Raw genomic sequence first — 21,368 nt, 5'->3', positions numbered from 1 at the left:
TCAGCTAGAGACGCCTTTGACACAAGTCGAAAATTTTCAGTAGCTCTTTTAGAACATTTTGATGGTATAAAATTAACTAAGAGGGTGGAAAATGATCGAGTACTATACAAGGAAAGTTAAAAGTATGGAACTTTGAATTAATTGATTCGACAATTCGACAAAATGATGTATATTGTTATTGAATATAGCATTATAATATGGTATAATTAACGCTGAAAAGAAAAGATTAATGGGAGTAGATAGGTGCTGGTGTGCCTGCCAGTCTTCAAAACTGTGTTGTCGTGCTAATACCACGATGGGTGTGTTCGATTCACACATATTCCCGCCAATTAAATAGACATATTGCGGCTTAGATACATATTTTTATGTATTCTGAGTCGCTTTTTATTTTATATTTGACAACGGAAAAAGGTTCAATTAGTTAATTTACACTTTATTTTTGTTTTCGACACTATGATGACATAAAGAATTGTTATTATAAACATATAGTAAGTAGCTAGTAAATAATTTTTTAATTAGAGTCCCCCTTTAATTTTAAAAATATATATGAATCTAGTAAAAGACTGGTGCAATTTAGCCAGTCTTTTTTATGTTGTTTTTACATTTAGTCATTGACATGGACAAACTGTTAACATATAATAAACATAATCTTATCGAACATGTTTATGTGTATCAACATATACACATGAAAAATTTTTATCACATTCCCATCTATTATTAATTTTCAGAATATTACGAATAGTAAATCGCGGGAAATGTGAGAGATAACGCAATCCTAAATGAGACTTACATTACGAAGAGGGGGGGAAAAGAATGAATTTCAAAAATTTTATTACAGGTGATGAAATTATTTCTATTGCAAAACAGTTAGTATCCATGGAAAGTCATAAAAATTATGAGCTTAAGGAATCTGAAGTAGCCATATGGATTAAAAACTATTTAGAGAAGGAGGGTATTGAAAGCAGTATAGAGGATGTAGAAAAAAACAGACCCAATGTATATGGTCAACTGAGGGGAGAGAACGAAGGAATTGAATTAATGCTTACTGGACATACAGATACAGTCCTTGGATTTAATATGGATTATCCACCTTTTCAGCCTTTTATAAAGGATGGTAAATTGTATGGAAGAGGATCTGTGGATATGAAGGGTGGGATTACTGCAATGTTAGCTGCAATGGTAGCAGTGAAAAGATCAAATGCAGTCCTTTCTCATGGTGTGATGTTTGCCGGGGTAATTGATGAAGAGGAAAGATCTAAGGGGACGGAGTATTTGATTAAGAAAAATGTAAAAGCAAAAATGGCTATCATAGGGGAACCGACTCAACTAAAAGTATGTACTGCTCACAAGGGAATGGAATGGATTGAAGTTACATTTAAGGGAAGATCAGCTCATGCAAGTAGACCCCATGAAGGAATCAACGCCATTTATGCAGCAACTGAGTTTATAAAGATGGTTAAGGATGAATTACAGCCTAAGATAGAATCCTATAAATTTGATATATTAGGAAATGGAAGCATTAATGTGGGGGTAATTCAAGGAGGGGATGAGCCAAATATTGTTTGTGATCAATGTAGTTTAAAGATTGATAGAAGATGGCTTCCAAATGAAACAATGGAATCTCTCTATGATGAAATAACAAAAGTTGCCCAAAAGGCTATCGATATTGTGGGGGGGACATTTGAAATTAGGAGAATGAGTGAATATACGTCTGCTCTGGGTAACTCTCCTCATCATATTCAACATAACCATCCCTTGGTGCAACAGGCAATTAAGAGTGTAACAGAAGTGACTGGAAAGCCACAAGAACCCTGTGCTTTTCCCGCATGGAGTGATGCAGCACTATTGAGTACCCATATGGGTACAGAATGTATCATTTTAGGACCAGGGAATATTAATCAAGCACACTCCAACGACGAATTTTGTGAAATAGATCAAATTATTCAAGCTACCTATATTTATATGGATATCATAGAAAAATTATGTGTAAAGGAGATTAAATAATGAAAAAGATAAAAATGCCACATACGTATGTTCTAATATTTATTATGATTATAATTGTTGCAGCACTCACTTATATAGTACCAGCAGGTCAATATGACCGGGCAGAGGACGCTAAAACGGGAAGAGTTTTTGTTGTAGCCGATAGTTATCATCAAGTGGAGCAGAGTCCTGTTTCTCCATTTGGTGTTTTTAAAGCAGTTCCTAAAGGGATGGAAGAAGCAGGTCAAATTATTTTCTTTGTATTGATAATTGGTGGGGCATTTGGTGTTTTGCAGGCCACAGGAGCTGTTGATGCAGGTATAGGCTCTGTGGTAAAGAGTATGACTGGTAGAGAAAAATTAGTTATTCCAGTTATTATGACTATTTTTTCTTTAGCAGGTGCAATATTAGGAACTGCTGAGGAGGCGTTGCCGTTTTATCCCATTGTAATTGCAATGGCATTGGCGTTAGGGTTTGACACCATAACCGGTACAGCTATGGTACTATTGGGAGCAGGAGCAGGGTTTGCTGGAGCATTCTTAAATCCTTTTACCATAGGAATTGCCCAAGGAATCTCTGGATTGCCCTTATTTTCGGGAATTGGATATAGGTTAATATGCTATGTAGTTATTTTAGCGGCTGGGATTATTTATGTATACAGATATGCAAGTAAAATTCATAAAAATCCAGAACTAAGTCCAATGTATGAGGAGGATCGTAAAAAACATGATAAATTTGATCTAAACGATTTACCAGAATTTAATACAAAACATAAGATGGTTATGTCCGTTCTGGTCATAGGATTAGTCATCCTGGGTTATGGTATTGTAAACTTAGGTTTTTATATTACAGAGCTAGCAGCAATGTTTTTGATTATTGGTATTGCAACAGGTATTGTTGGTGGACTTAAGATAAATGAAATTGCAGAAGAGTTTATTCATGGAGCCGAAGCTATGGTATACGGGGCGATTATTATTGGTCTGGCAAGAGCTATTACGGTGGTGATGACCGAAGGAAGTATTATGGATACAATCATATATAGTATGGGCAATGTTGTATCAGGAATGCCGGGAGCTTTAAGTGCCGTAGGTATGTTTATTGTACAAAGTATGATCAATATTATTATTCCATCTGGCAGTGGACAAGCGGCAGTTTCAATGCCAATTATGGCGCCTATGGCTGATGTAGTAGGTATCACAAGGCAAACTGCAGTATTGGCATTTCAGTTTGGGGATGGAATTACAAATATGATTAGTCCTACTTCTGGATATTTTATGGCGGCATTGGCCATTGGTGGAGTAAAGTGGGATAAGTGGGCAAAATGGATGTTCCCCTTGTTTTTAATTTGGAGTGGTATTGCAGCGGTACTGGTAGCAATTTCTGTACTAATTAATTACGGACCATTTTAGCCTAGTAGAATAATTAATTATAAAGGTGCCAGGTTAGATCCTGGCCCTTTTCTTTATTTGAAGGGGAATCGGAAAGACCAAACAAACTTTTAAATTTAAAAGTGGGGGTACAAAACAATGAAAAATCAAATCATAGATGAAGTTCAAAATATAAAAGAGAAACTATGGGAAATTAATGATTACATTTATCATAACCCAGAACTCGGTAACGAAGAATTTAAGGCTGTTGGAAAATTAACATCTTTATTGTCGGAACATTCTTTTAAAGTGGAGATTGGAATAGCAAAAATGGAAACTGCATTTAAAGCAGTTTATAACAGTAATATAAAAGGTCCGACTATTGCGTTTTTGTGTGAATATGATGCATTGCCAGGAATAGGGCATGGATGTGGACACGATATGATAGGCACAATTAGTATTGGAGCAGCTATAGCATTAAGCAAAATAATAGGACAAGTGGGTGGGAAAATTGAAGTTTATGGAACCCCTGCAGAAGAAACATGTGGTGAGAAAATTGAAATGGCGGAGCTTGGAGTATTTGACAATGTAGATGTTGCTATGATGGTGCACCCATATGGAAAAACTTGTGAAAGTGGGTCATCCTTGGCAATGAATGCACTAGAATTTGATTTTACAGGGAAGTCAAGTCATGCAGCGAGCTCACCTGAAAATGGGATTAATGCTTTGGATGCAGTTATATTAATGTTTAATGGAGTAAATGCATTGAGACAACATGTTACATCTGATGTAAGGATACATGGAATTATTAGTGAGGGTGGCATAGCTGCGAATATAGTGCCAGACAGAGCAGTTGCAAAATTTCATATAAGAGCTCTTAAAAAGAGTTACTTGAAGGAAGTAATTCAAAAGGTGAAAAATATCGCGACTGGTGCAGCATTAATGACTGGAGCAAAACTGGTAGTTAGTTTATATGAACCTCCCTTTGATGATATGAATACGAATAAGAATTTATCTGAGTCATTTAATAAAAATTTGAGGATGCTTGGCATCACAGATATTAATCCACCAGGGAATATTGGATCTTTAGATATGGGAAATGTAAGTTACATTGTGCCGTGTATACATCCTTTACTAGGTATAGGTAATCCAAAATTGAACTTACACACCGAGGAAATGGCTAAAGCAACAATTACTGAGCAGGCTCATAATTCTTTACTAATAGGTGCTATGGCACTTGCCTGCACTGGATACGATGTTATTACAGACAGTGAATTGTTGTCCAATATAAAAGAAGAGTTTGTGCAAAGCTTATAATCTGTTTACAATTGGTATTGTAGTAGTTGCAAATTTCAAATCATTTTATTAGGTTTTCCTATCTATTGAGGCTTAAATACATAATTTTATGTATTTAAGCCGCTTTTTTTTGAAATTTACAATTTATTGTCGCTCTGGACATTACAACGACATAGTTACTTGTTATTATTAGTATATAGTAGGGAGGAAGCAGATAATTATGGTAAATACAACTTCAACTAAAGAGCGAAATTGTTCGATTGATATTTTTAGAATAATTTGTGCAATAATGGTAGTAGCAGTACATACACACCCTTTAACTGACAATAATGGTACGGCAGGATTTATTGCTACCATGATAATTCCAAGAATAGCAGTTCCATTCTTTTTCTGTGTGGCAGGTTTTTATTACGTTAAGGGGTTATTGGCTAAAAAAAGTGTATTTATAAGAAACGTGAAAAAATTACTAATGGTTTACGTTATATGGAGTTCCATATATTTTTCAATTAAATTTTTGGTGAGTGTAATAAAACACCATGAGCCAATAGGGACTTTTATGAAAAAGTTTATTATGAACTTTTTTATAAATGGGAGTAATTATCAGCTATGGTACTTTCCAACATTGTTCTTTTGTATTTTTGTCGTAACGTTTTTTAATAAATTGAAACTTCTAAAATTTTTGGCTTATTGTTCGATTCTATTATATATTTTAGGACTTTTAGGATGTTCCTATTATAGTATCGGAAATGGAATTCCAATCATCCAAATTTTTATTAATTCACCTTGGTTTAAATTAATTCGACGAGTTATATTAATGGGACTTCCTTTCTTTATGTTAGGTTACTTTTTAAATATACTAGAAGATAAATACCGTAAGATTTCAAATGAAAAACTTTTAACTGGATGGGGAATTACCTCAGTATTATTTCTCATTGAAATTATTTTAGTAATAAAACTAAATTTGCAAGCTAATATTGTTATATCATTATGCCTATATCCGCTACTAGCTATTACTATGATGCTTTTATTAAATAATCCATTACCTAAAAAAAGAATATTATCATATTATACTAGAGGAATAGCTAATTTCATTTTTTATTCGCATCCTATTTTTATAATGGCTTTAGGAATTGTAGAAAATAAAATATTACATATACAAGTAATTGCAACTCCAATGTTTTTAATAACATCTGTTTTGACAATAATAGCAGGATGGGTTCTCATAAAAATAGATAATGAATGGTTGAATAGCGCATTTTTATAATAATTAGATATAAGGGATAATCGAGTAAATAACAAGCCAGTGTGCTTGTTATTTATTTTCATGTCTTTAAAAATAAAAAAAGAGCATTGAGCTCTTTTTTTATTTTTCTTCTTCAATATACACGATTCCACTAGGTTCAATTTTATAATTTCCTCTAATTGCTTGTTTAGTTATAAACTTATTTTTCATTAGTGATTCAAGAGAAGATTTAAATAATCTATTATTACCTTTACCATTTCCTAAATTAATTCCAAGCTTTATTTTTGTAATGCTTTGTGGAGATGCAGCTCTATTTTCATAAAGATAGTTTAATACTCTATCTTCTACTTCTTTTATGTCATCCTTCATAAGTATCCTCCTTCATTAGTACATTTCTTTATAGTATACAATTATACTACATGAACTAGGTAATAAAAAGGAAAATTATTTATGTAGAGATAAAGAACGTTATACATATAGAAACAAGAGATAAACATAGGTAACGTTAGCTATTTATGCTATTTGTTGGAATAAAGCTCGAATTTATTGCCAAATGCTAATATAATGCCCAAAATAGCTTTCGACATTATGGTATAGGGGTAATATAATAGAAGGTACATAATATTCGGAATTATGTGAAAAAACAAAAATATGTAATGTTTTTCAAATATTGGGGGCGATGCTTTGGAATTTGTAATGAAAAAAATATTAAGTATAGACAAAGATGCTGAAAACTATAGGAAGGGCATTGATGAATTGCTAAAAGAAAAACAAGATGAACTTGATAGTATGATAGTGGATATGAATGTGAAATTTCAAGAAGAATCTAAAAAAATAAAAAGTGAAATAAGTAATGAAAAAATAAAAGAGGCAGAGTATAAAGCTAAAACCATAAAAAAAGAAAAAGAAGAAGGATTAGAAAACATTAATATCAAATATCAAAGCAATAAATTAAAAATAATAAATGAAGTATTTGACGGAATAATAAAGCCACATTAGGGGTGAAAATATATGGGAAGTGTTGTTAAGTTTAGTGCTATAAATACTAAAGTAAAGGCACTGATGGGAAAGATGCTAAGTGATGATCAGTATTTGAAATTATTAAAATGTAAGGACTTTAAAAGCGCTGTTAAAGTATTAAAAGATGAAACTAACTATAGTGAACTTTTAGAAGCATACAATTTAGATACGATTCATAGAGGTAATTTAGAAATTATTTTACACAGACACTATATAAGTATCTATAGTAAATTTATAAATTATTTTGATGGTGAATATAGGAAGCTCGTAAAAGCTTTTTTTGTAAGGTGGGAAATAGAAGATTTAAAAATGATTATTAGAGGTAAATATTTAGGACGTAGCGCAGATGAAATAGAAAATAAGTTTATTGCTAGAAATTCGTTAAATACAATAAATTATGATTATTTATTAGCTTTAAAAAGTGTAGAAGAAGTAATAGATGGATTAAAAGGTAGCATATATTATAAGAGTCTAAAAAATTTAGGTAAGACCGTAAATGAAAAAGGCTTGTTTAGGATTGAAACAGAACTTGATTTTGTTTATTTTACGACTATACGACGCGAACTTAAGCATCTAGACAATGAGAATAAAGAAGTGGTACAGAGTATATTAGGCCAGGAAGCAGATCTTTTAAATTTAGGGTGGATATATAGGGGAAAGACTTTTTATAAGATACCTCCTGAGGAACTGTTTAACTATACAATATATAATGGTTATAAGCTTTCAAAGGAAATGATTAGAAAGCTTTGTTATATAAATAATATGGCAGACTTTCACAATCTAATTGAGAAAACACCATATGCGCCAATATATGAAAAAGATGATGCTAATCTCATTGAAAAACGCGAACGGGAATTCCAAAAGAAATATTTCAAGAAAATCCTTATGGAAAATAAAACCAATATTGGGATGGTTATGAGTTATCTTACGTTTTATAGGATTGAAATAAGAGATATTATATCTATAATAGAACAAAAGAGATACTCCATTGATATTAATGATTGTATGAATTGTATTTCTGTCACGTTATAAAGTAATATCTACCAAGAGGACCCTCGGAGGTGATTTTGTGTCTATAGAGAAAATGCATATGGTAAATTTAGTTGGAGCAATTAAAGATTTTGATAAACTAACTAAAATGTTAGCACTAGAAGGCTGTATGCAACCAGTAAGTGCTTTGCAAGAAATAAACACATCAGACTTTGTACTGAAAACTTCAACGGACAATATAGAGGCTTTAATGGATGTAAACTATATAAGACCTTACTTATATGATAAAGATTATAATATAGGTTTAAAACATATTGAGAAACTTCAAGAGGCTCAAGAGACCTTTGGTATAAGTAAAAAATACATTAAGGATATGATTTTTGATTTCGATATTATAGAAAAACAACTATCTGATGTCTATGACAAATATATGATTTTAAATAGACAATATGAGGATTTAAAAGAAAAAGAGCATTATCTTAAAAATACTTATGAGGCCTTAGGATTTTTAAAGAGTGTGGATCTTCCCATGGAAGAGCTTACAACTATGAAAAATTTCCAAATGGGTTTATACAAAGTGCCTGAGCAAAACATGATCAAACTAAAAGCCAATTATGAAAATATACCATCAGTTATGAAAGCTGTTTATAAGGAAAGTGATTTTGTTATATTTATATCATTTACTCCAATACTTATGCTAACAGAAACTGAAAGAATTTTTAAATCTGCAAATTGTGAAAAAATTCTAATACCTGATCATTACATAGGTATTCCAAGGGATGTTGCAGTGACAGTTAGCTCAGAAATAATTCAAGTAATTGTATCCACAGGTGAAATTCAAACTAAACTTAATGATTTCCTAAATGATAATTATAAAGCTATAAAAGATATAGAAAACAGTTATGAATTGGAGCGAAAGTCAGGGGAAATTAAAAAAAGCGCAGCTTGCACAAATGAATTTTTTTATCTGTCTGGGTGGATACCTAAAAGCTTTATGGAGAGACTAAATAAGTTACTTTCGAGTTTTGATGATAGAATATTAATTATTAGAAAGGAACCTAATGAAATAACTAATAAAGCTATAACTACACCAACAATGCTTATAAATAATAAATTGTTCAAACCCTTTGAGAGTATGGTTTACATGTATGGTGTTCCTAGCTATGATGAAATCGATCCCACCATGTTTTTGGCAATAACTTATACTCTGATGTTTGGCGCAATGTTTGGAGATGCAGGACAAGGATTAGTATTACTTTTAGCAGGTTTTTTGCTAAGAAATAAGTTTGGTAGAAGTAACTTAGGTGGGGTTTTTGAAAGGATAGGGGTAAGTTCTATAGCATTTGGATTTCTATATGGAAGTGTATTTGGCTCTGAGAACGTGATTAATGCATTGCTAATTAGGCCTATGGAAAACATTAATGATATATTAATTGCCGCTATAATATTTGGATGCGGTTTCTTAATTTTAGGTTTTATATTAGGAATTACTAATAGCTTAAGGCGGAAAGATATAGAACGTGGACTTTTTGGAAAAGAAGGTCTAGCAGGTTTTATGTTCTATATTGGAGCTTTAATATTAACAGTTTCTATAGTGTATAAAAATCCGTTATTACCAACAACTATTTGGATAATATATTTCATTTTCTTTTTATTACTGATATTACTAAAGCAGCCTTTAACGAATATTATTAAAGGTAAAAAAATATTATTTGAAGCCGGAGCTAAGGATTATTTTATAGAATCAGGGTTTGAAGTAGTGGAAACACTACTGTCAATGTTTTCTAATACGCTGTCATTTATAAGAGTGGGTGCTTTTGCATTAAATCATGTTGGTTTGTTTGTTGCATTTTCTGCTATGGCTTCCATGACTAAAAGTGGATTTGCGTCGGTACTAATACTAATACTTGGAAACATAATAATTATATGTCTTGAAGGGATGATAGTATTTATACAGGGACTAAGACTTGAATACTATGAATTATTCAGTAAGTATTATGAAGGTGGCGGGGTTACATTTGAACCTGTGCAGGTTAAATTCAAGTAACATGTATAGAAAATTAGACTATAAAAAAGGTTAATAAAATTAATGATTGTGCGAGTTAATACACTAGATATTAGAAGGAGGAATAATTATGACTATATTATTAATATTAACATTTTGTGTTGTTATGGCTACTATTACTTATGGAGTTGTTCAGCAAAGCAAAATAGATGTTTTAGGAAAACAAAAAATTAAGAAAGCACTAAGAATAAACTTAGGTGTATTTATACCGGTTATGATGGGCGCGCTGATTGTGAATATTCCTAGTGTAGCAAATGCAGCTGGGACAGTTTCAGCGAATCCGGCGGCCGGACTTGGGTATTTAGCAGCTGGACTTTCCACAGGACTTGCAACTATTGGTGCAGGTTATGCTGTGGGCGCTGTTGGATCTTCAGCCTTAGGTGCAGTATCAGAAGATCCTAAGATTCTTGGAAAAACTCTTATCTTTGTTGGTCTTGGAGAAGGTATTGCTATATATGGACTTATTATATCTATAATGATACTTTCAAAACTATAAATTTTAGGGATATGAAAATAAATAAAAAGGACTTGTTATTTATTTGAATGTCCTTTAAGGGAGAGGCTTATGAGAAGCTATTTAATAAGTGATAATATGGATACATTTGTAGGTATGAAAATGGCAGGAATAGAATCCGTTGTTCTTCATGAAAAAGAAGAAATAATAGAAAAAATTGAAGAACTTAAAAAAAATGAGGAAATAGGAATAATTGTAATAACAGAGAAAATTGCTCTTTTAATTCCTGATGAGGTAAACCTAATAAAATTGTCAAAGGAGAGACCTCTTTTGGTAGAAATTCCAGATAGGCATGGATGGAATAAGGCTAGTGATTCCATCTTGAGATACGTTAAAGAAGCCATAGGGATTAAGATATAATTACTATACAAGTTAGTAGGAGCATAAGAATTTGCAGGAGGCTTGGTTATGACAACCATTGAGGATAAGATAAGTTTGTTTTCTAAGATAATATATGACAAGGTAAACGAGGAAAAACAAGAGAAATTAGAAGCATTCAGTTTAGATGCTGAAAAAAAAGTAAATATGGAAAGTGAAAAAATAGAAGAATTGAGGCGGGGTCTCCAAGTAGAAGTCGCAAAAAAATCTAATATTAAAGCAAATAGAATAGTGGCAAAAGAAAAGCTTAATAAGCAAAGAGAGATACTATTTCTGAAGGAAAAGCTAATTGGCGAGGCTCTAGAAGGTGTACGAGAAAAGCTTGTAGAATTTGTTTATTCTTCTGAATATAAACCTTATTTCATAAGTGCCTTAAAAAAGACTTTAGTGGGAATAGATAAAGGGAATTACTATATTATAGTAATAAAAAGGGATTATGAAAAATTTAAAAGTGAAATTGAAGTTATACTAAATGGGTACTCTGATGGGAATATTGAAATGAAAATTTCAGAAGAGGACTTTATAGGCGGTGTAATATTAAAAGATGTTGAAGGAAAATTCAAAATGGATAGTACTATTTACTCTGCATTACAAGAAAGTAAAGAAATAATTGGTGTTAGAGTTATGGAAGTGCTGGCTTGAGAATAAGCACTAAATTGCAGCTTTAAGAACATGAACTAACATCTTCTTTGAAGATGAGCATCTTCTTTGAAGATGAGCTGCCACGTATGTGATGATTTACCAAGGGGAGGAAAAACATGGAAGGGAATATAATCGGAGTAAATGGTCCAGTTATAAAAGCCGAGCACATGAAGGGCTTTAAAATGAGAGAAATGGTTATGGTTGGATTTAAAAAACTCATTGGTGAAATTATAATACTAGAAGAAGATTACGCAACAATTCAGGTTTATGAAGAAACTAGTGGACTTAAAATAGGTGAACCTGTAATTTCTACTGGGAGTCCCCTTTCTCTTAAACTCGGGCCAGGAATATTAGGAAATATATTCGATGGAATTGAGAGACCACTTGAAAAAATAAATGAAATGTCTTATGGATTTTTACCAGAGGGCATAGGACTCATTTCTCTTGATGAAGAAAAACTTTGGGATGTTGATATTAATGTAGCGCTTGGAGATGAATTAAAAGAAGGACACATATATGCAAGTGTTCAAGAAACTGAATCTATTATGCATAAGATAATGGTTCCACCAGGGGTGCAAGGTACTGTAATAGAGGTACGTGAAAATGGAAAATACAATATAGAAACCACAATAGTTAAATTAAAGCAAGATGCGAAGATATATGAACTTAAACTTTACCAATATTGGCCTGTAAGAAAGCCAAGACCAGTAAAAGATAAAAAAACTATTTTTAAACCTCTTATCACGGGTCAAAGAATAATAGATATATTTTTTCCACTAGCTAAAGGAGGAACTTGTGCAATTCCTGGAGGGTTTGGAACGGGGAAAACCATAACCCAACATCAGCTTGCAAAGTGGTCTGATGCAGATATTATAGTTTATATTGGTTGCGGAGAAAGAGGAAATGAGATGACAGAAGTTCTAGAAGATTTTCCGAAACTTATAGATCCTAGAACGGACCTGCCTCTTATGAATAGGACTGTGCTTATTGCAAACACATCAAATATGCCAGTAGCTGCAAGAGAAGCAAGTATTTATACAGGCATAACTATAGCAGAATATTTTAGGGATATGGGATATCACGTTGCGATAATGGCAGACTCTACTTCAAGATGGGCAGAAGCTTTACGCGAAATCTCTGGAAGACTTGAAGAGATGCCTGCTGAGGAAGGATATCCAGCCTATCTTCCATCAAGAATTGCAGAGTTCTATGAAAGAGCAGGTTATGTAGAAAATTTAAATAGTACAGAGGGTTCTGTTACTGTAATTGGAGCAGTGTCGCCCGCAGGAGGAGATTTCTCAGAACCAGTTACTCAAAATACTAAAAGATTCGTTTCTGTCTTTTTAGGCCTTGATAAAAAATTAGCTTATGCAAGACATTATCCAGCAATAAATTGGCTAGCTAGTTATAGCGGGTACTTATCACTTTTAAAGGAGTGGTACGAAGAAAACGTCGCTGTGGATGTAATGGATTTAAGAGCAAAAATGCTTAAGCTTTTATATGAAGAGAGCAAACTTCTAGAAATAGTTAAATTGGTAGGCGAAGATGTGCTTCCGGACGCACAAAGGTTGATTATAGAGGTGTCAAAATGCCTTAAAATTGCATTCCTCCAACAAAACGCCTACAATGCTGTAGATACTTATGCACCACTCGATAAACAATATAAGATGCTTAAAATTATTGAATCCTTTTATGATAATGGAAGAGAAGCTGTAAAATTTGGAATACCAATTTCTGTTATAGTAAACAAAGAATTAATGGAAAAGCTTTATAAAATGAAATATAACGTACCTAATGATGAACTTTCACTAATAGATGATTTAGAAAGTGAGTTAGTAAATTATTTTAATAAACTTATAGAAAAATATAAGTAAGTTAGGTAGATTTTGTTATTTGCCTACAGAGACTAGCAAGGAGGTCCAATATGAAAAAAGAATATTTAATGCTAAATAAAATTCAAGGACCTTTAATTATACTTTCTAATGTGGAAGATGTAGCCTACGATGAAATTGTTGATATATTGGTGGATGGAAAGTATAACAAAAAAGGAAAGGTTGTTCAAATTTATAAAGACAAGGCCATAATACAAGTTTTTGAAACAACAACTGGGATGTCAGTAGACAATACTTCAGTGCATTTTAGAGGGGAATCCTTTAAAATAGCTATTACAAAGGATGTATTAGGAAGAGAATTTAATGGAATAGGTGATCCGAGGGATAATGGTGGAGAAGTTTATTCATCAAAGAAGTATGACGTAAATGGGAGGCCTATGAATCCTGTAGCAAGAAGATACCCTAGAAACTTTATACAAACAGGAATATCCTCTATAGACTGCCTTGCCACCTTAATAAGGGGTCAAAAGCTTCCTATATTTTCTGGAAATGGTATGGCACATAATGAGCTGGCAGCACAAATTGTAAGGCAAGCAAAAATTTCTGGTGATGAGGATGAAAAATTTTGTATAGTGTTTGGAGCTATGGGTATAAAGTATGATGATGCTAACTTCTTTAAGAAAAGCTTTGAAGAAGCGGGAGTGCTTGAAAGGGTAGTTATGTTTACAAATTTAGCAGATGACCCTATAGTTGAGAGAATAATAACTCCAAGATGTGCTTTGACTGCTGCGGAATATTTAGCTTTTGAAGAAGATATGCATGTACTTGTAATACTTACAGATATGACTAATTATTGTGAAGCACTTCGAGAACTTTCTTCACTAAAAGAAGAAGTTCCGAGTAGAAAGGGTTATCCGGGGTATTTATATTCGGATTTAGCGTCACTGTATGAAAGAGCCGGCATGATGAAGGGAAAAAAAGGTAGTATAACACAAATACCAATACTCACTATGCCGAATGATGATATAACGCATCCTGTACCAGATCTTACAGGTTTCATAACTGAAGGACAAATTGTTTTAAGTAGAGGTATTCAGCAAAGAGGTTATTATCCACCAGTAAATATACTTCCGTCTCTTTCAAGGCTTATGAAGGATGGTATTGGTGAAGGGTTTACAAGGGAAGACCATGGGGATGTATCAAATCAAATATTTGCAGCTTACTCTAGGGTACAGGATGTAATAGCACTAGCTCAAGTTATAGGTGAAGATGAGCTTTCAGAGATAGATAAGATATATATGGACTTTGGTAGAACTTTTGAAGAAAAGTTTTTAAATCAGGGGTATGATGAAAATAGGGATATGACTGAAACTTTAGATTTAGCTTGGAAAATTCTTAGTATTTTGCCTAGGAATGAGCTGGATAGGGTTTCACCTAAAATTTTAGACAAATATTATAAAATAGTGGTGAAGTAATATGGAAACATTTGCACCAACTAAATCTACTTTAATGGATGCTAAAAGCTCTCTAGATTTTTCTGAAAAAGGTTTTGAGTTATTGGATAAAAAGAGAAATGTACTTATAAGAGAAATGATGTCTTATGTAGATAAGGCACGGATTCTTCAAGAGAAGGTAAATACGACGTTTGCAAAGGCATACAAAGCATTAGAATCTGCAAATATAAATTCAGGAATAACAAATGTAGAAGATATGGCTATGACCATAGAAGAAGCTAAAGATTATGAAATTTTATTTAAAAGTGTTATGGGGGTAGAAGTCCCCAAGATTATTTTCGAAAGAAAGGAGATTGAACCCAAATATGGGTTTTATAGAAGTAGCGCTGCCATTGATGAGGCAATGAAAGAGTTTAATAATATAAAATATTTGACCTATGAGCTAGCAGAAATAGAAAATGCTGTCTACAGATTAGCCATGGAAGTAAAGAAAACTCAGAAAAGGGCAAATGCACTTCAAAATATACAGATTCCTAAATTTGAGGCAATAGTAAAATTTGTTACAGAAGTTTTAGAAGAAAAAGAAAGAGAAGATTTTTTTAGGTTAAAAGTAGTAAAAAAGAAACATAGAAAAGAGGAATGAATTAAAAATAACGTGTACTAAGCTAAAGGGCGGTACACGTTATTTTTAAATGGGCAAATAATAATTTCTTACTTACTTTATATTTTATAAATGCTATAATAAAAAGACCATAAGTATAAAGGGTTTTCTATGCTATGGTATTGAGTGAAACAATTTTGTAGTTGAGGTGATAATGAGATGACAGTGAAGGTTTTAACTGATAGTACAAGTTATATAGAAAAGGATATTCAAATTGAATTAGATATAAGGATTGTTTCCTTAAATGTCGTATTCCTAGCGGAGAGTTTTAGAGAAAAAGAAATAGACAATGAAGTCTTTTATAAGATGATGCAGGAAAAAGGAATTCCAACTTCTTCTCAGCCATCTGTACAGGATTTGTATAATGAGATGGAAAATGTTGTACAAAAGGGGAATTCTCTTTTTTGTATTTTCATTTCTTCGGATATGAGTGGTACCTATTCTACAGCACATATGGTAAGGGATATGATTTTAGAAACATATAAAGATGCTAAGATAGAAATAGTAGACTCTCGCTCTAATTGTATGCAACTTGGATTCGCAGCTATTGTAGCAGCAAGAGCGGCAAAAGCTGGTGAAACTTTAGAAAGTGTTAAAATAGCAGCTAAAAACAATATAAACAAAAGTAGATTCTTATTTGTGCCAGACAGCCTTGAATATTTAAAAAAAGGTGGAAGAATTGGAGGTGCAAGTGCTTTAATTGGTTCATTTCTTAAGATTATTCCTATTTTAACTGTAGAAGATGGAAAAACAACGATTTTAACAAAAGTTAGAACAAAGAAAAAAGCAGTAATCACTATGGTGGATAAAATGCTTCAAGATATTGAGATCTATGGAAAAGGTGAAATTATGGTACACCATATTCATTGCTATAATGAAGCGCTAGAGCTTGCTAAGGAATTATCTGAAAAATTACATATTGTAGTTCCAATCTGCTCTATAGGACCAGTTATTGGTGCCCATGTAGGGCCAGGCACAATTGCCATTGCCTATTATACTGGAAAAGACATGAGGTAAGCTTTAGGTATATTCAAATAAATAGTTTATACAGTTAACGAATTAAAAATTAAAGAAAATTTCAATAAAAGAATATTCAAATTATTCTAAATGTGTTATAATGATTTTAGAAAGGGAGGACAAAACAGGAAAATTATAACAAGCATTAGAGTTAATAAGCAAAATGCTAAAGTGGGAGAAAAGTTTAAGTTAAGTTGAATAAAATTACTGTTTAGTTTTAAATAATATATGTAAGTATATAATTATGAACAACATTTTAAATAAATAATAAGAGGTGGAATATGGAAGAATATAGGGGTTACGTAATAGAAGTTATGGAAAACAATGAGAAAGAATATCCATATAAAGCAATAGCAACAAAAGAAGAAGAGCAAATAAAACATAAGGGACACAGTAAACTACAAGCAATTGATCTTGTAAAAGGAACTATTAATTTAGCTTTGGCACGAAATGTTAAACAATAAATATTAAGTCAAGTCTCAAAATACTTTAAAAAAAAGTATTGCATATTAATAAAATATATGTTATTCTAAGTGAGTTGAGATTGTAAAGTCGACAACGCCAAGATTTGATATGATTAAAACATTACCTTTTTAGGCATATAAAGTAAATCAGATCTTAAATCTTAATATAAATAAAAAGGAGAAATGTTTAAATGGCTGATAAGACTATTGTATGTAAAGATTGTTCACAAGAATTTGTATTCACTGAGGGTGAACAAGAATTCTATAAAGAAAAAGGATTCGAAAATGAACCACAAAGATGTCCTGATTGTAGAAGAGCTAAAAAACAACAAAACAATAGAGGATTTCAAAGATAATATTACTTAATAAAAATTACCTATAGGAATTAATTCCTATAGGTTTTATTTTGTGGAAAATTATTGTATAATATATAAAAGATAATGTATATGAAAATAAATAATAAGGTAATACCTATGTATAAGGAGAGATTTGAATATGAAAAATATGAAAATAAGCGAAGCTAATTTAAATAAAATTAGAGTTAACATGAAAAATGTTATAATTGCTAAAACAGAACATATTCACGGAGGAACCTATGAAGGGGAAAAAATTGACGGTAAGAAACATGGTGAAGGGACTTTTATTTATAACGATGGAAGCAAATATGTAGGTCTTTGGAAGAATAACCAAATGCATGGACAAGGTACTCTTACTTTTTCTTGTGGAGAAAAATATATAGGTGAGTGGAATAATGATGAAAAACATGGCTATGGAATATATACTTGGCCAGATGGTGAACAATATGTAGGAGCATTTGAAAATGGTGAGAAATGTGGGCAAGGCATTTGTACGTGGCCTGACGGAGATACATATGTAGGTGACTTAAAAGATGGGCTTAGACATGGTTTAGGGATACATAATTGGGCTAGCGGTGAAAAATATATAGGGCAGTGGCTAAATGATGAAAGAGAAGGGCAAGGAATGTACATATATACTGATGGGGAAATTGAAATGGGAGAATCTAAAAATAGTAAATTGATAAAATAACAGATGAAACTCTGTTATTTTTTTTATCCTTTTTATTTTTTTCGTTAATGATTAACAAATGGAACTTTTTATAATAAGTATAATATTATATACTAACAAAAGATTATAACAGTTGCATAGAGGGTGAGCAGCACCTAGGGAAAGTGATTTCAAATAAAAAAATATTTGCCTTCAGAGAGGGGGGAAATATGTATGTGTTGTTGGTGGATAATACTATTATTACTTTTTGATGGTAATAATTGTGGTAACAATGATCGTGGTAACAATGATTGCTGTTGCAATACTTTTATTATAAATTGTAATAAGAAACATCATAAAAAATGCAATCTATAAAATTATCATAATGATGTTTTGAATGCTCGCATATAGAAACTTAATTGAATTAAGAATTTATAAGAATGGAGACTTTAGCGGTTTATGCTAAAGTCTCCTATTTATTGTACGAAGATTATAGGAGATAAAAAATGCAAAAGGATAGGTTAGCAATATGAAGAAGTGGTATGGAAAAACAATGACAAGGGTGGTAGAGATTTTAGATTCAGACATTAGGTTGGGGTTAACCGAAAATAAAATTAAATATATGAGAGAAACTTATGGCGAAAATATTATATTAAAACCTAAAAGTCAAAGTGTTTTAACTCTAATTGTTGATAAAATAAAGCAATTATGGATTATCGTATCGATAATTTTTATAGGCATGTTACTTTATAATAAGTTATATATTATCGCGTGCATTGTAACTTTGATAGCTGTAATTAGTATTATAATTTTAATCCATGTAGAGTATAAAGAAGAAAAAAGTCTGATGACAATTGACAATTTAAACACGCCTTTTTCTAACATAATACGAAATGGGAAAACACTGTATTTATGTTGTGAAGAAATGGTAGTTGGGGATATCGTTTTTTTAGAAAAAGGTGCTTATGTTACGGCAGATATTAGGATATTAGAATCCACTTATCTTAAGGTAAAGGAAGTTGCAGTAACAGGCGAAAAATATGAAGTGGAAAAATATTCAATGAAGATAGAAGGAGAAGCTCGAAGTCTTTCTGAAATTAAAAATATAGTTTTTAAATCTTCTGTTGTGACTGAAGGTTCTGGACTAGGTATAGTTGTTGCTACGGGCATGAATACACAAATTGGTAAAATAGTAAAAGTACTACTTGAACGAAAAAAGGATAATATGTTTTTTAGCAAAAATTTGAACAAAATTGCAAACAAATGGTCTCTGATTATTCTAATATCAAGTCTGATTACTTTAATTTTCACTATATATAATAAGTTTGATATACATGAAATTATAAATGCTCTTATATACATTTCAATGACATTTAATTCGCCAATGTTTTTTATAATACTGTTCTTGTTTTTTAATATTATATTTTCTCAATTTAAGAAAAGGCATATATACATAAAAAATATTTCTGCTATATATGCCCTTTCTAATATTTCTAAAATATTTACGAAGAAGATTGGCGCGATTTCAGAAAACAAGCTCATTTTAAGAGAAGTTTATTGTGATAATATACTTATTGATGTGCAAAATCATAATCTTGTAGCTGAAGGGACTGTAGAGAGAATAATAAGTATAGCATTACTTTGCAATGATGCTAAACTCTGCGGTGAAGGCGAGACATGTATAGAAAATACTAATTCTATTGAGAGTTTGGCAGAATATGAAATTCTTAGATTTTGCAATGAAGAATTCGTTGAGCAGAGTCAATTAGAGAGTAAACAAGAGAGAATATTTAAAATACCCTATGATCCTGATAAGAAGATTAAAACTATTGTAAATAAAATTGAGGATAGATATAGAGCTAATGTTAAAGGTGGCCTTGATAGTTTGCTTCACAAATGCACTCATATTTTAATTAATAGTATAGAAAAAGAAATAAAAGAGAGTGATATTGAAAATATTATAAACGTTCATATAGATATGTCAAATAAAGCATACAGTGTCGTAGGGTTCGGATATAGAAATTTTAGTTATGAACCCAGCATTGATGAGAATATTGAAAGTAATTTAGTTTTTGTAGGCCTAATGGGTTTTGATAATCCAATAAAAGAAAATTCATATGCAGCCATGGAAACTTGCAGGTCGCTTAACATTAAGCCCATTATAGATGAAGAAGATAATAAATTAGCTTCTTTTGCTTTTGGGAAACTCATAGGTATTACACATAAGAAAGAGGAAGTTTTATCGGGTATAGAAATTGAAAATATGAGTAAAGAGGAACTTGAAAAAAACATTGAGAAAGTTAGCATTTTCTCAAAAATTTCCCCTAAAGACAAAAATGAAATCGTTAATTCTTTAAATTATAAGGGACATTATATCGCATCAGTAGGGGATACACTAACTGATTTGGAATATCTTAATAATTCACATATATCCATTTCAACGGGAAATGAGTGTAGCAATGTAGTAAGAAAACTCTCAAGTTTATTTTTGCAAGAGAACGATTTTAGTGAAATAATTAATTTGGTTGGGCATAGTAGAAAGATTATTAACTATATTAATGCATTGGTTTTATTCTTAAGTGCTGCAGGGCTAAGTGAAGTCCTTATGATAGTAGTGTGTTTAATTACTAAAGGAGAAATGCCGTTCTCACTAACTGGGACTTTATATTTAAATTTAATAATTTTACCGTTTTGTGGATTTGCGATTCTATTGCAAAATAGGAAGACTAATCAAAATCTCAAAAATTTTAACTATAAGTACATAAGAAGAATTTCTATAGTAAACTCATTAATATTAAGTGGTATATATTTTTTTATTCTCGTTGCCTTAGACAAATTTACCGATTATAAGGTTCAGGATTTTAGTTTGGTTATTTTCGCTTTATACCAAAACATATTTGGCTTAACATTTATATATGAAAAGCATTTTTTAAAAAATAAAATCTCTTATATTTTGGTTGGACTGAACTTATTATTACAAATCATTTTATGCTATTTTTAAGCATATTTAAATAAAAATACCTTGATTAGTTTAAATATTTATTGGATAAAATAAAGTTATGGAGGTGCGATAATGCTTGAAAATATATTTGAAACTAAGGTTATAGGAAGCAATGTAATTTTTTTAGCTATGCCAGAAGAAGAATATTTCGGTAATTATAATAATTTGTCGGAAAAAGCGGCTGAAGAAATTACTTGTAATTATTTTAAAATAAGAAATAAAACTGGAATACCTCATGTGAAACACATTCATGCGATTCCTAATATCCACAATGTTGAGATTATAATAGAAATAAAAAAAGATGGAACAAATTAATATGTTCTTTTAATAAATAAATTTTCAAGTTGAACAGTTTATTATGGTTAGACCTTTAGTGTATTATGCAATAACAATATTTATGGGATGCGTTACTTGTTTGATTTTAATTAATAACCCT

21 protein-coding genes and 1 tRNA gene are annotated in these 21,368 nt (G+C 31.5%); 21 read left to right on the top strand and 1 reads right to left on the bottom strand.

Annotated features, from left to right (window positions below; all coding sequences use genetic code 11):
- The 6 genes from JJE11_RS02500 to JJE11_RS02475 form a co-directional block, all read left to right on the top strand.
- Positions 1-120 (top strand): SelB C-terminal domain-containing protein (locus JJE11_RS02500; protein ID WP_291632671.1); only part of this gene is annotated, 120 nt, incomplete at its 5' end.
- 111 nt (positions 121-231) lie between these two features.
- Positions 232-328: transfer RNA gene (locus JJE11_RS02495), tRNA-Sec, on the top strand.
- 485 nt (positions 329-813) lie between these two features.
- Positions 814-2,004 carry a M20 family metallopeptidase gene (locus JJE11_RS02490; protein ID WP_291632670.1) on the top strand — a complete coding sequence of 397 codons (1,191 nt, stop codon included), beginning with the start codon at positions 814-816 and terminating at the stop codon, positions 2,002-2,004.
- Positions 2,004-3,392: a YfcC family protein gene (locus JJE11_RS02485; RefSeq protein WP_291632669.1), complete on the top strand. Its 1,389-nt coding sequence runs from the start codon at positions 2,004-2,006 to the stop codon at positions 3,390-3,392. Before JJE11_RS02490 ends, JJE11_RS02485 begins: the two co-directional genes overlap by 1 nt.
- Positions 3,393-3,509: 117 nt before the next feature.
- Positions 3,510-4,667 carry a M20 family metallopeptidase gene (locus JJE11_RS02480; protein ID WP_291632668.1) on the top strand — a complete coding sequence of 386 codons (1,158 nt, stop codon included), beginning with the start codon at positions 3,510-3,512 and terminating at the stop codon, positions 4,665-4,667.
- Between the two features lie 199 nt (positions 4,668-4,866).
- Positions 4,867-5,910, top strand: coding sequence for an acyltransferase (locus tag JJE11_RS02475; RefSeq protein WP_291632667.1), 1,044 nt, complete (start codon positions 4,867-4,869; stop codon positions 5,908-5,910).
- A 99-nt stretch (positions 5,911-6,009) separates the two neighbouring features.
- Here the strand turns inward: JJE11_RS02475 and JJE11_RS02470 are convergent, their stop codons facing one another.
- Positions 6,010-6,258, bottom strand: a complete 249-nt coding sequence (locus JJE11_RS02470) for a hypothetical protein (RefSeq protein WP_291632666.1) — start codon at positions 6,256-6,258, stop codon at positions 6,010-6,012.
- Positions 6,259-6,573: 315 nt separating this feature from the next.
- On the opposite strand from JJE11_RS02470, the gene JJE11_RS02465 reads away from it, so the two are divergent.
- The 15 genes from JJE11_RS02465 to JJE11_RS02395 all read left to right on the top strand — a co-directional run bounded on the left by JJE11_RS02465 (position 6,574) and on the right by JJE11_RS02395 (position 21,247).
- Positions 6,574-6,888 (top strand): hypothetical protein, encoded by a 315-nt coding sequence (locus tag JJE11_RS02465; RefSeq protein ID WP_291632665.1) that lies wholly within the window; start codon positions 6,574-6,576, stop codon positions 6,886-6,888.
- Between the two features lie 12 nt (positions 6,889-6,900).
- On the top strand, positions 6,901-7,941 hold the full coding sequence (locus tag JJE11_RS02460; RefSeq protein ID WP_291632664.1) for a V-type ATPase subunit: 1,041 nt from the start codon (positions 6,901-6,903) through the stop codon (positions 7,939-7,941).
- Between the two features lie 37 nt (positions 7,942-7,978).
- Positions 7,979-9,946, top strand: coding sequence for a V-type ATPase 116kDa subunit family protein (locus tag JJE11_RS02455; protein ID WP_291632663.1), 1,968 nt, complete (start codon positions 7,979-7,981; stop codon positions 9,944-9,946).
- A gap of 88 nt (positions 9,947-10,034) precedes the next feature.
- Complete coding sequence (locus tag JJE11_RS02450; RefSeq protein WP_291632662.1) at positions 10,035-10,460, top strand: ATP synthase subunit C; 426 nt, start codon at positions 10,035-10,037, stop codon at positions 10,458-10,460.
- A 69-nt stretch (positions 10,461-10,529) separates the two neighbouring features.
- On the top strand, positions 10,530-10,838 hold the full coding sequence (locus JJE11_RS02445; protein ID WP_291632661.1) for a V-type ATP synthase subunit F: 309 nt from the start codon (positions 10,530-10,532) through the stop codon (positions 10,836-10,838).
- A gap of 48 nt (positions 10,839-10,886) precedes the next feature.
- Positions 10,887-11,498, top strand: a complete 612-nt coding sequence (locus JJE11_RS02440) for a V-type ATP synthase subunit E (protein ID WP_291632660.1) — start codon at positions 10,887-10,889, stop codon at positions 11,496-11,498.
- Between the two features lie 116 nt (positions 11,499-11,614).
- The gene (locus JJE11_RS02435; RefSeq protein ID WP_291632659.1) at positions 11,615-13,372 is read left to right on the top strand and encodes a V-type ATP synthase subunit A; all 1,758 of its coding nucleotides are present in this window, start codon (positions 11,615-11,617) and stop codon (positions 13,370-13,372) included.
- 50 nt (positions 13,373-13,422) lie between these two features.
- Entirely contained in the window at positions 13,423-14,805 is a 1,383-nt protein-coding gene (locus JJE11_RS02430; protein WP_291632658.1) for a V-type ATP synthase subunit B, read from the top strand.
- A 1-nt stretch (position 14,806) separates the two neighbouring features.
- Complete coding sequence (locus tag JJE11_RS02425) at positions 14,807-15,427, top strand: V-type ATP synthase subunit D (protein ID WP_291632657.1); 621 nt, start codon at positions 14,807-14,809, stop codon at positions 15,425-15,427.
- A gap of 177 nt (positions 15,428-15,604) precedes the next feature.
- Positions 15,605-16,462 carry a DegV family protein gene (locus JJE11_RS02420; RefSeq protein WP_291632656.1) on the top strand — a complete coding sequence of 286 codons (858 nt, stop codon included), beginning with the start codon at positions 15,605-15,607 and terminating at the stop codon, positions 16,460-16,462.
- 281 nt (positions 16,463-16,743) lie between these two features.
- Positions 16,744-16,926, top strand: coding sequence for a hypothetical protein (locus tag JJE11_RS02415; protein ID WP_291632655.1), 183 nt, complete (start codon positions 16,744-16,746; stop codon positions 16,924-16,926).
- A gap of 191 nt (positions 16,927-17,117) precedes the next feature.
- Positions 17,118-17,282: a zinc-ribbon domain-containing protein gene (locus JJE11_RS02410; protein WP_165413721.1), complete on the top strand. Its 165-nt coding sequence runs from the start codon at positions 17,118-17,120 to the stop codon at positions 17,280-17,282.
- Between the two features lie 139 nt (positions 17,283-17,421).
- Positions 17,422-17,973 (top strand): phosphatidylinositol kinase, encoded by a 552-nt coding sequence (locus tag JJE11_RS02405; protein ID WP_291632654.1) that lies wholly within the window; start codon positions 17,422-17,424, stop codon positions 17,971-17,973.
- Positions 17,974-18,460: 487 nt separating this feature from the next.
- On the top strand, positions 18,461-20,932 hold the full coding sequence (locus JJE11_RS02400) for a cation-transporting P-type ATPase (protein WP_291632653.1): 2,472 nt from the start codon (positions 18,461-18,463) through the stop codon (positions 20,930-20,932).
- A 72-nt stretch (positions 20,933-21,004) separates the two neighbouring features.
- Entirely contained in the window at positions 21,005-21,247 is a 243-nt protein-coding gene (locus JJE11_RS02395; RefSeq protein ID WP_291632652.1) for a hypothetical protein, read from the top strand.
- Positions 21,248-21,368: the final 121 nt, after the last annotated feature.

This window comes from Clostridium sp. (genome assembly GCF_016650095.1).
In the GTDB taxonomy this organism is placed as follows: Bacteria; Bacillota; Clostridia; order Clostridiales; family Clostridiaceae; genus Clostridium_AD.
Note: the sequence above shows the minus strand (reverse complement) of the source record. Positions and strands in the feature narration are given on the sequence as shown.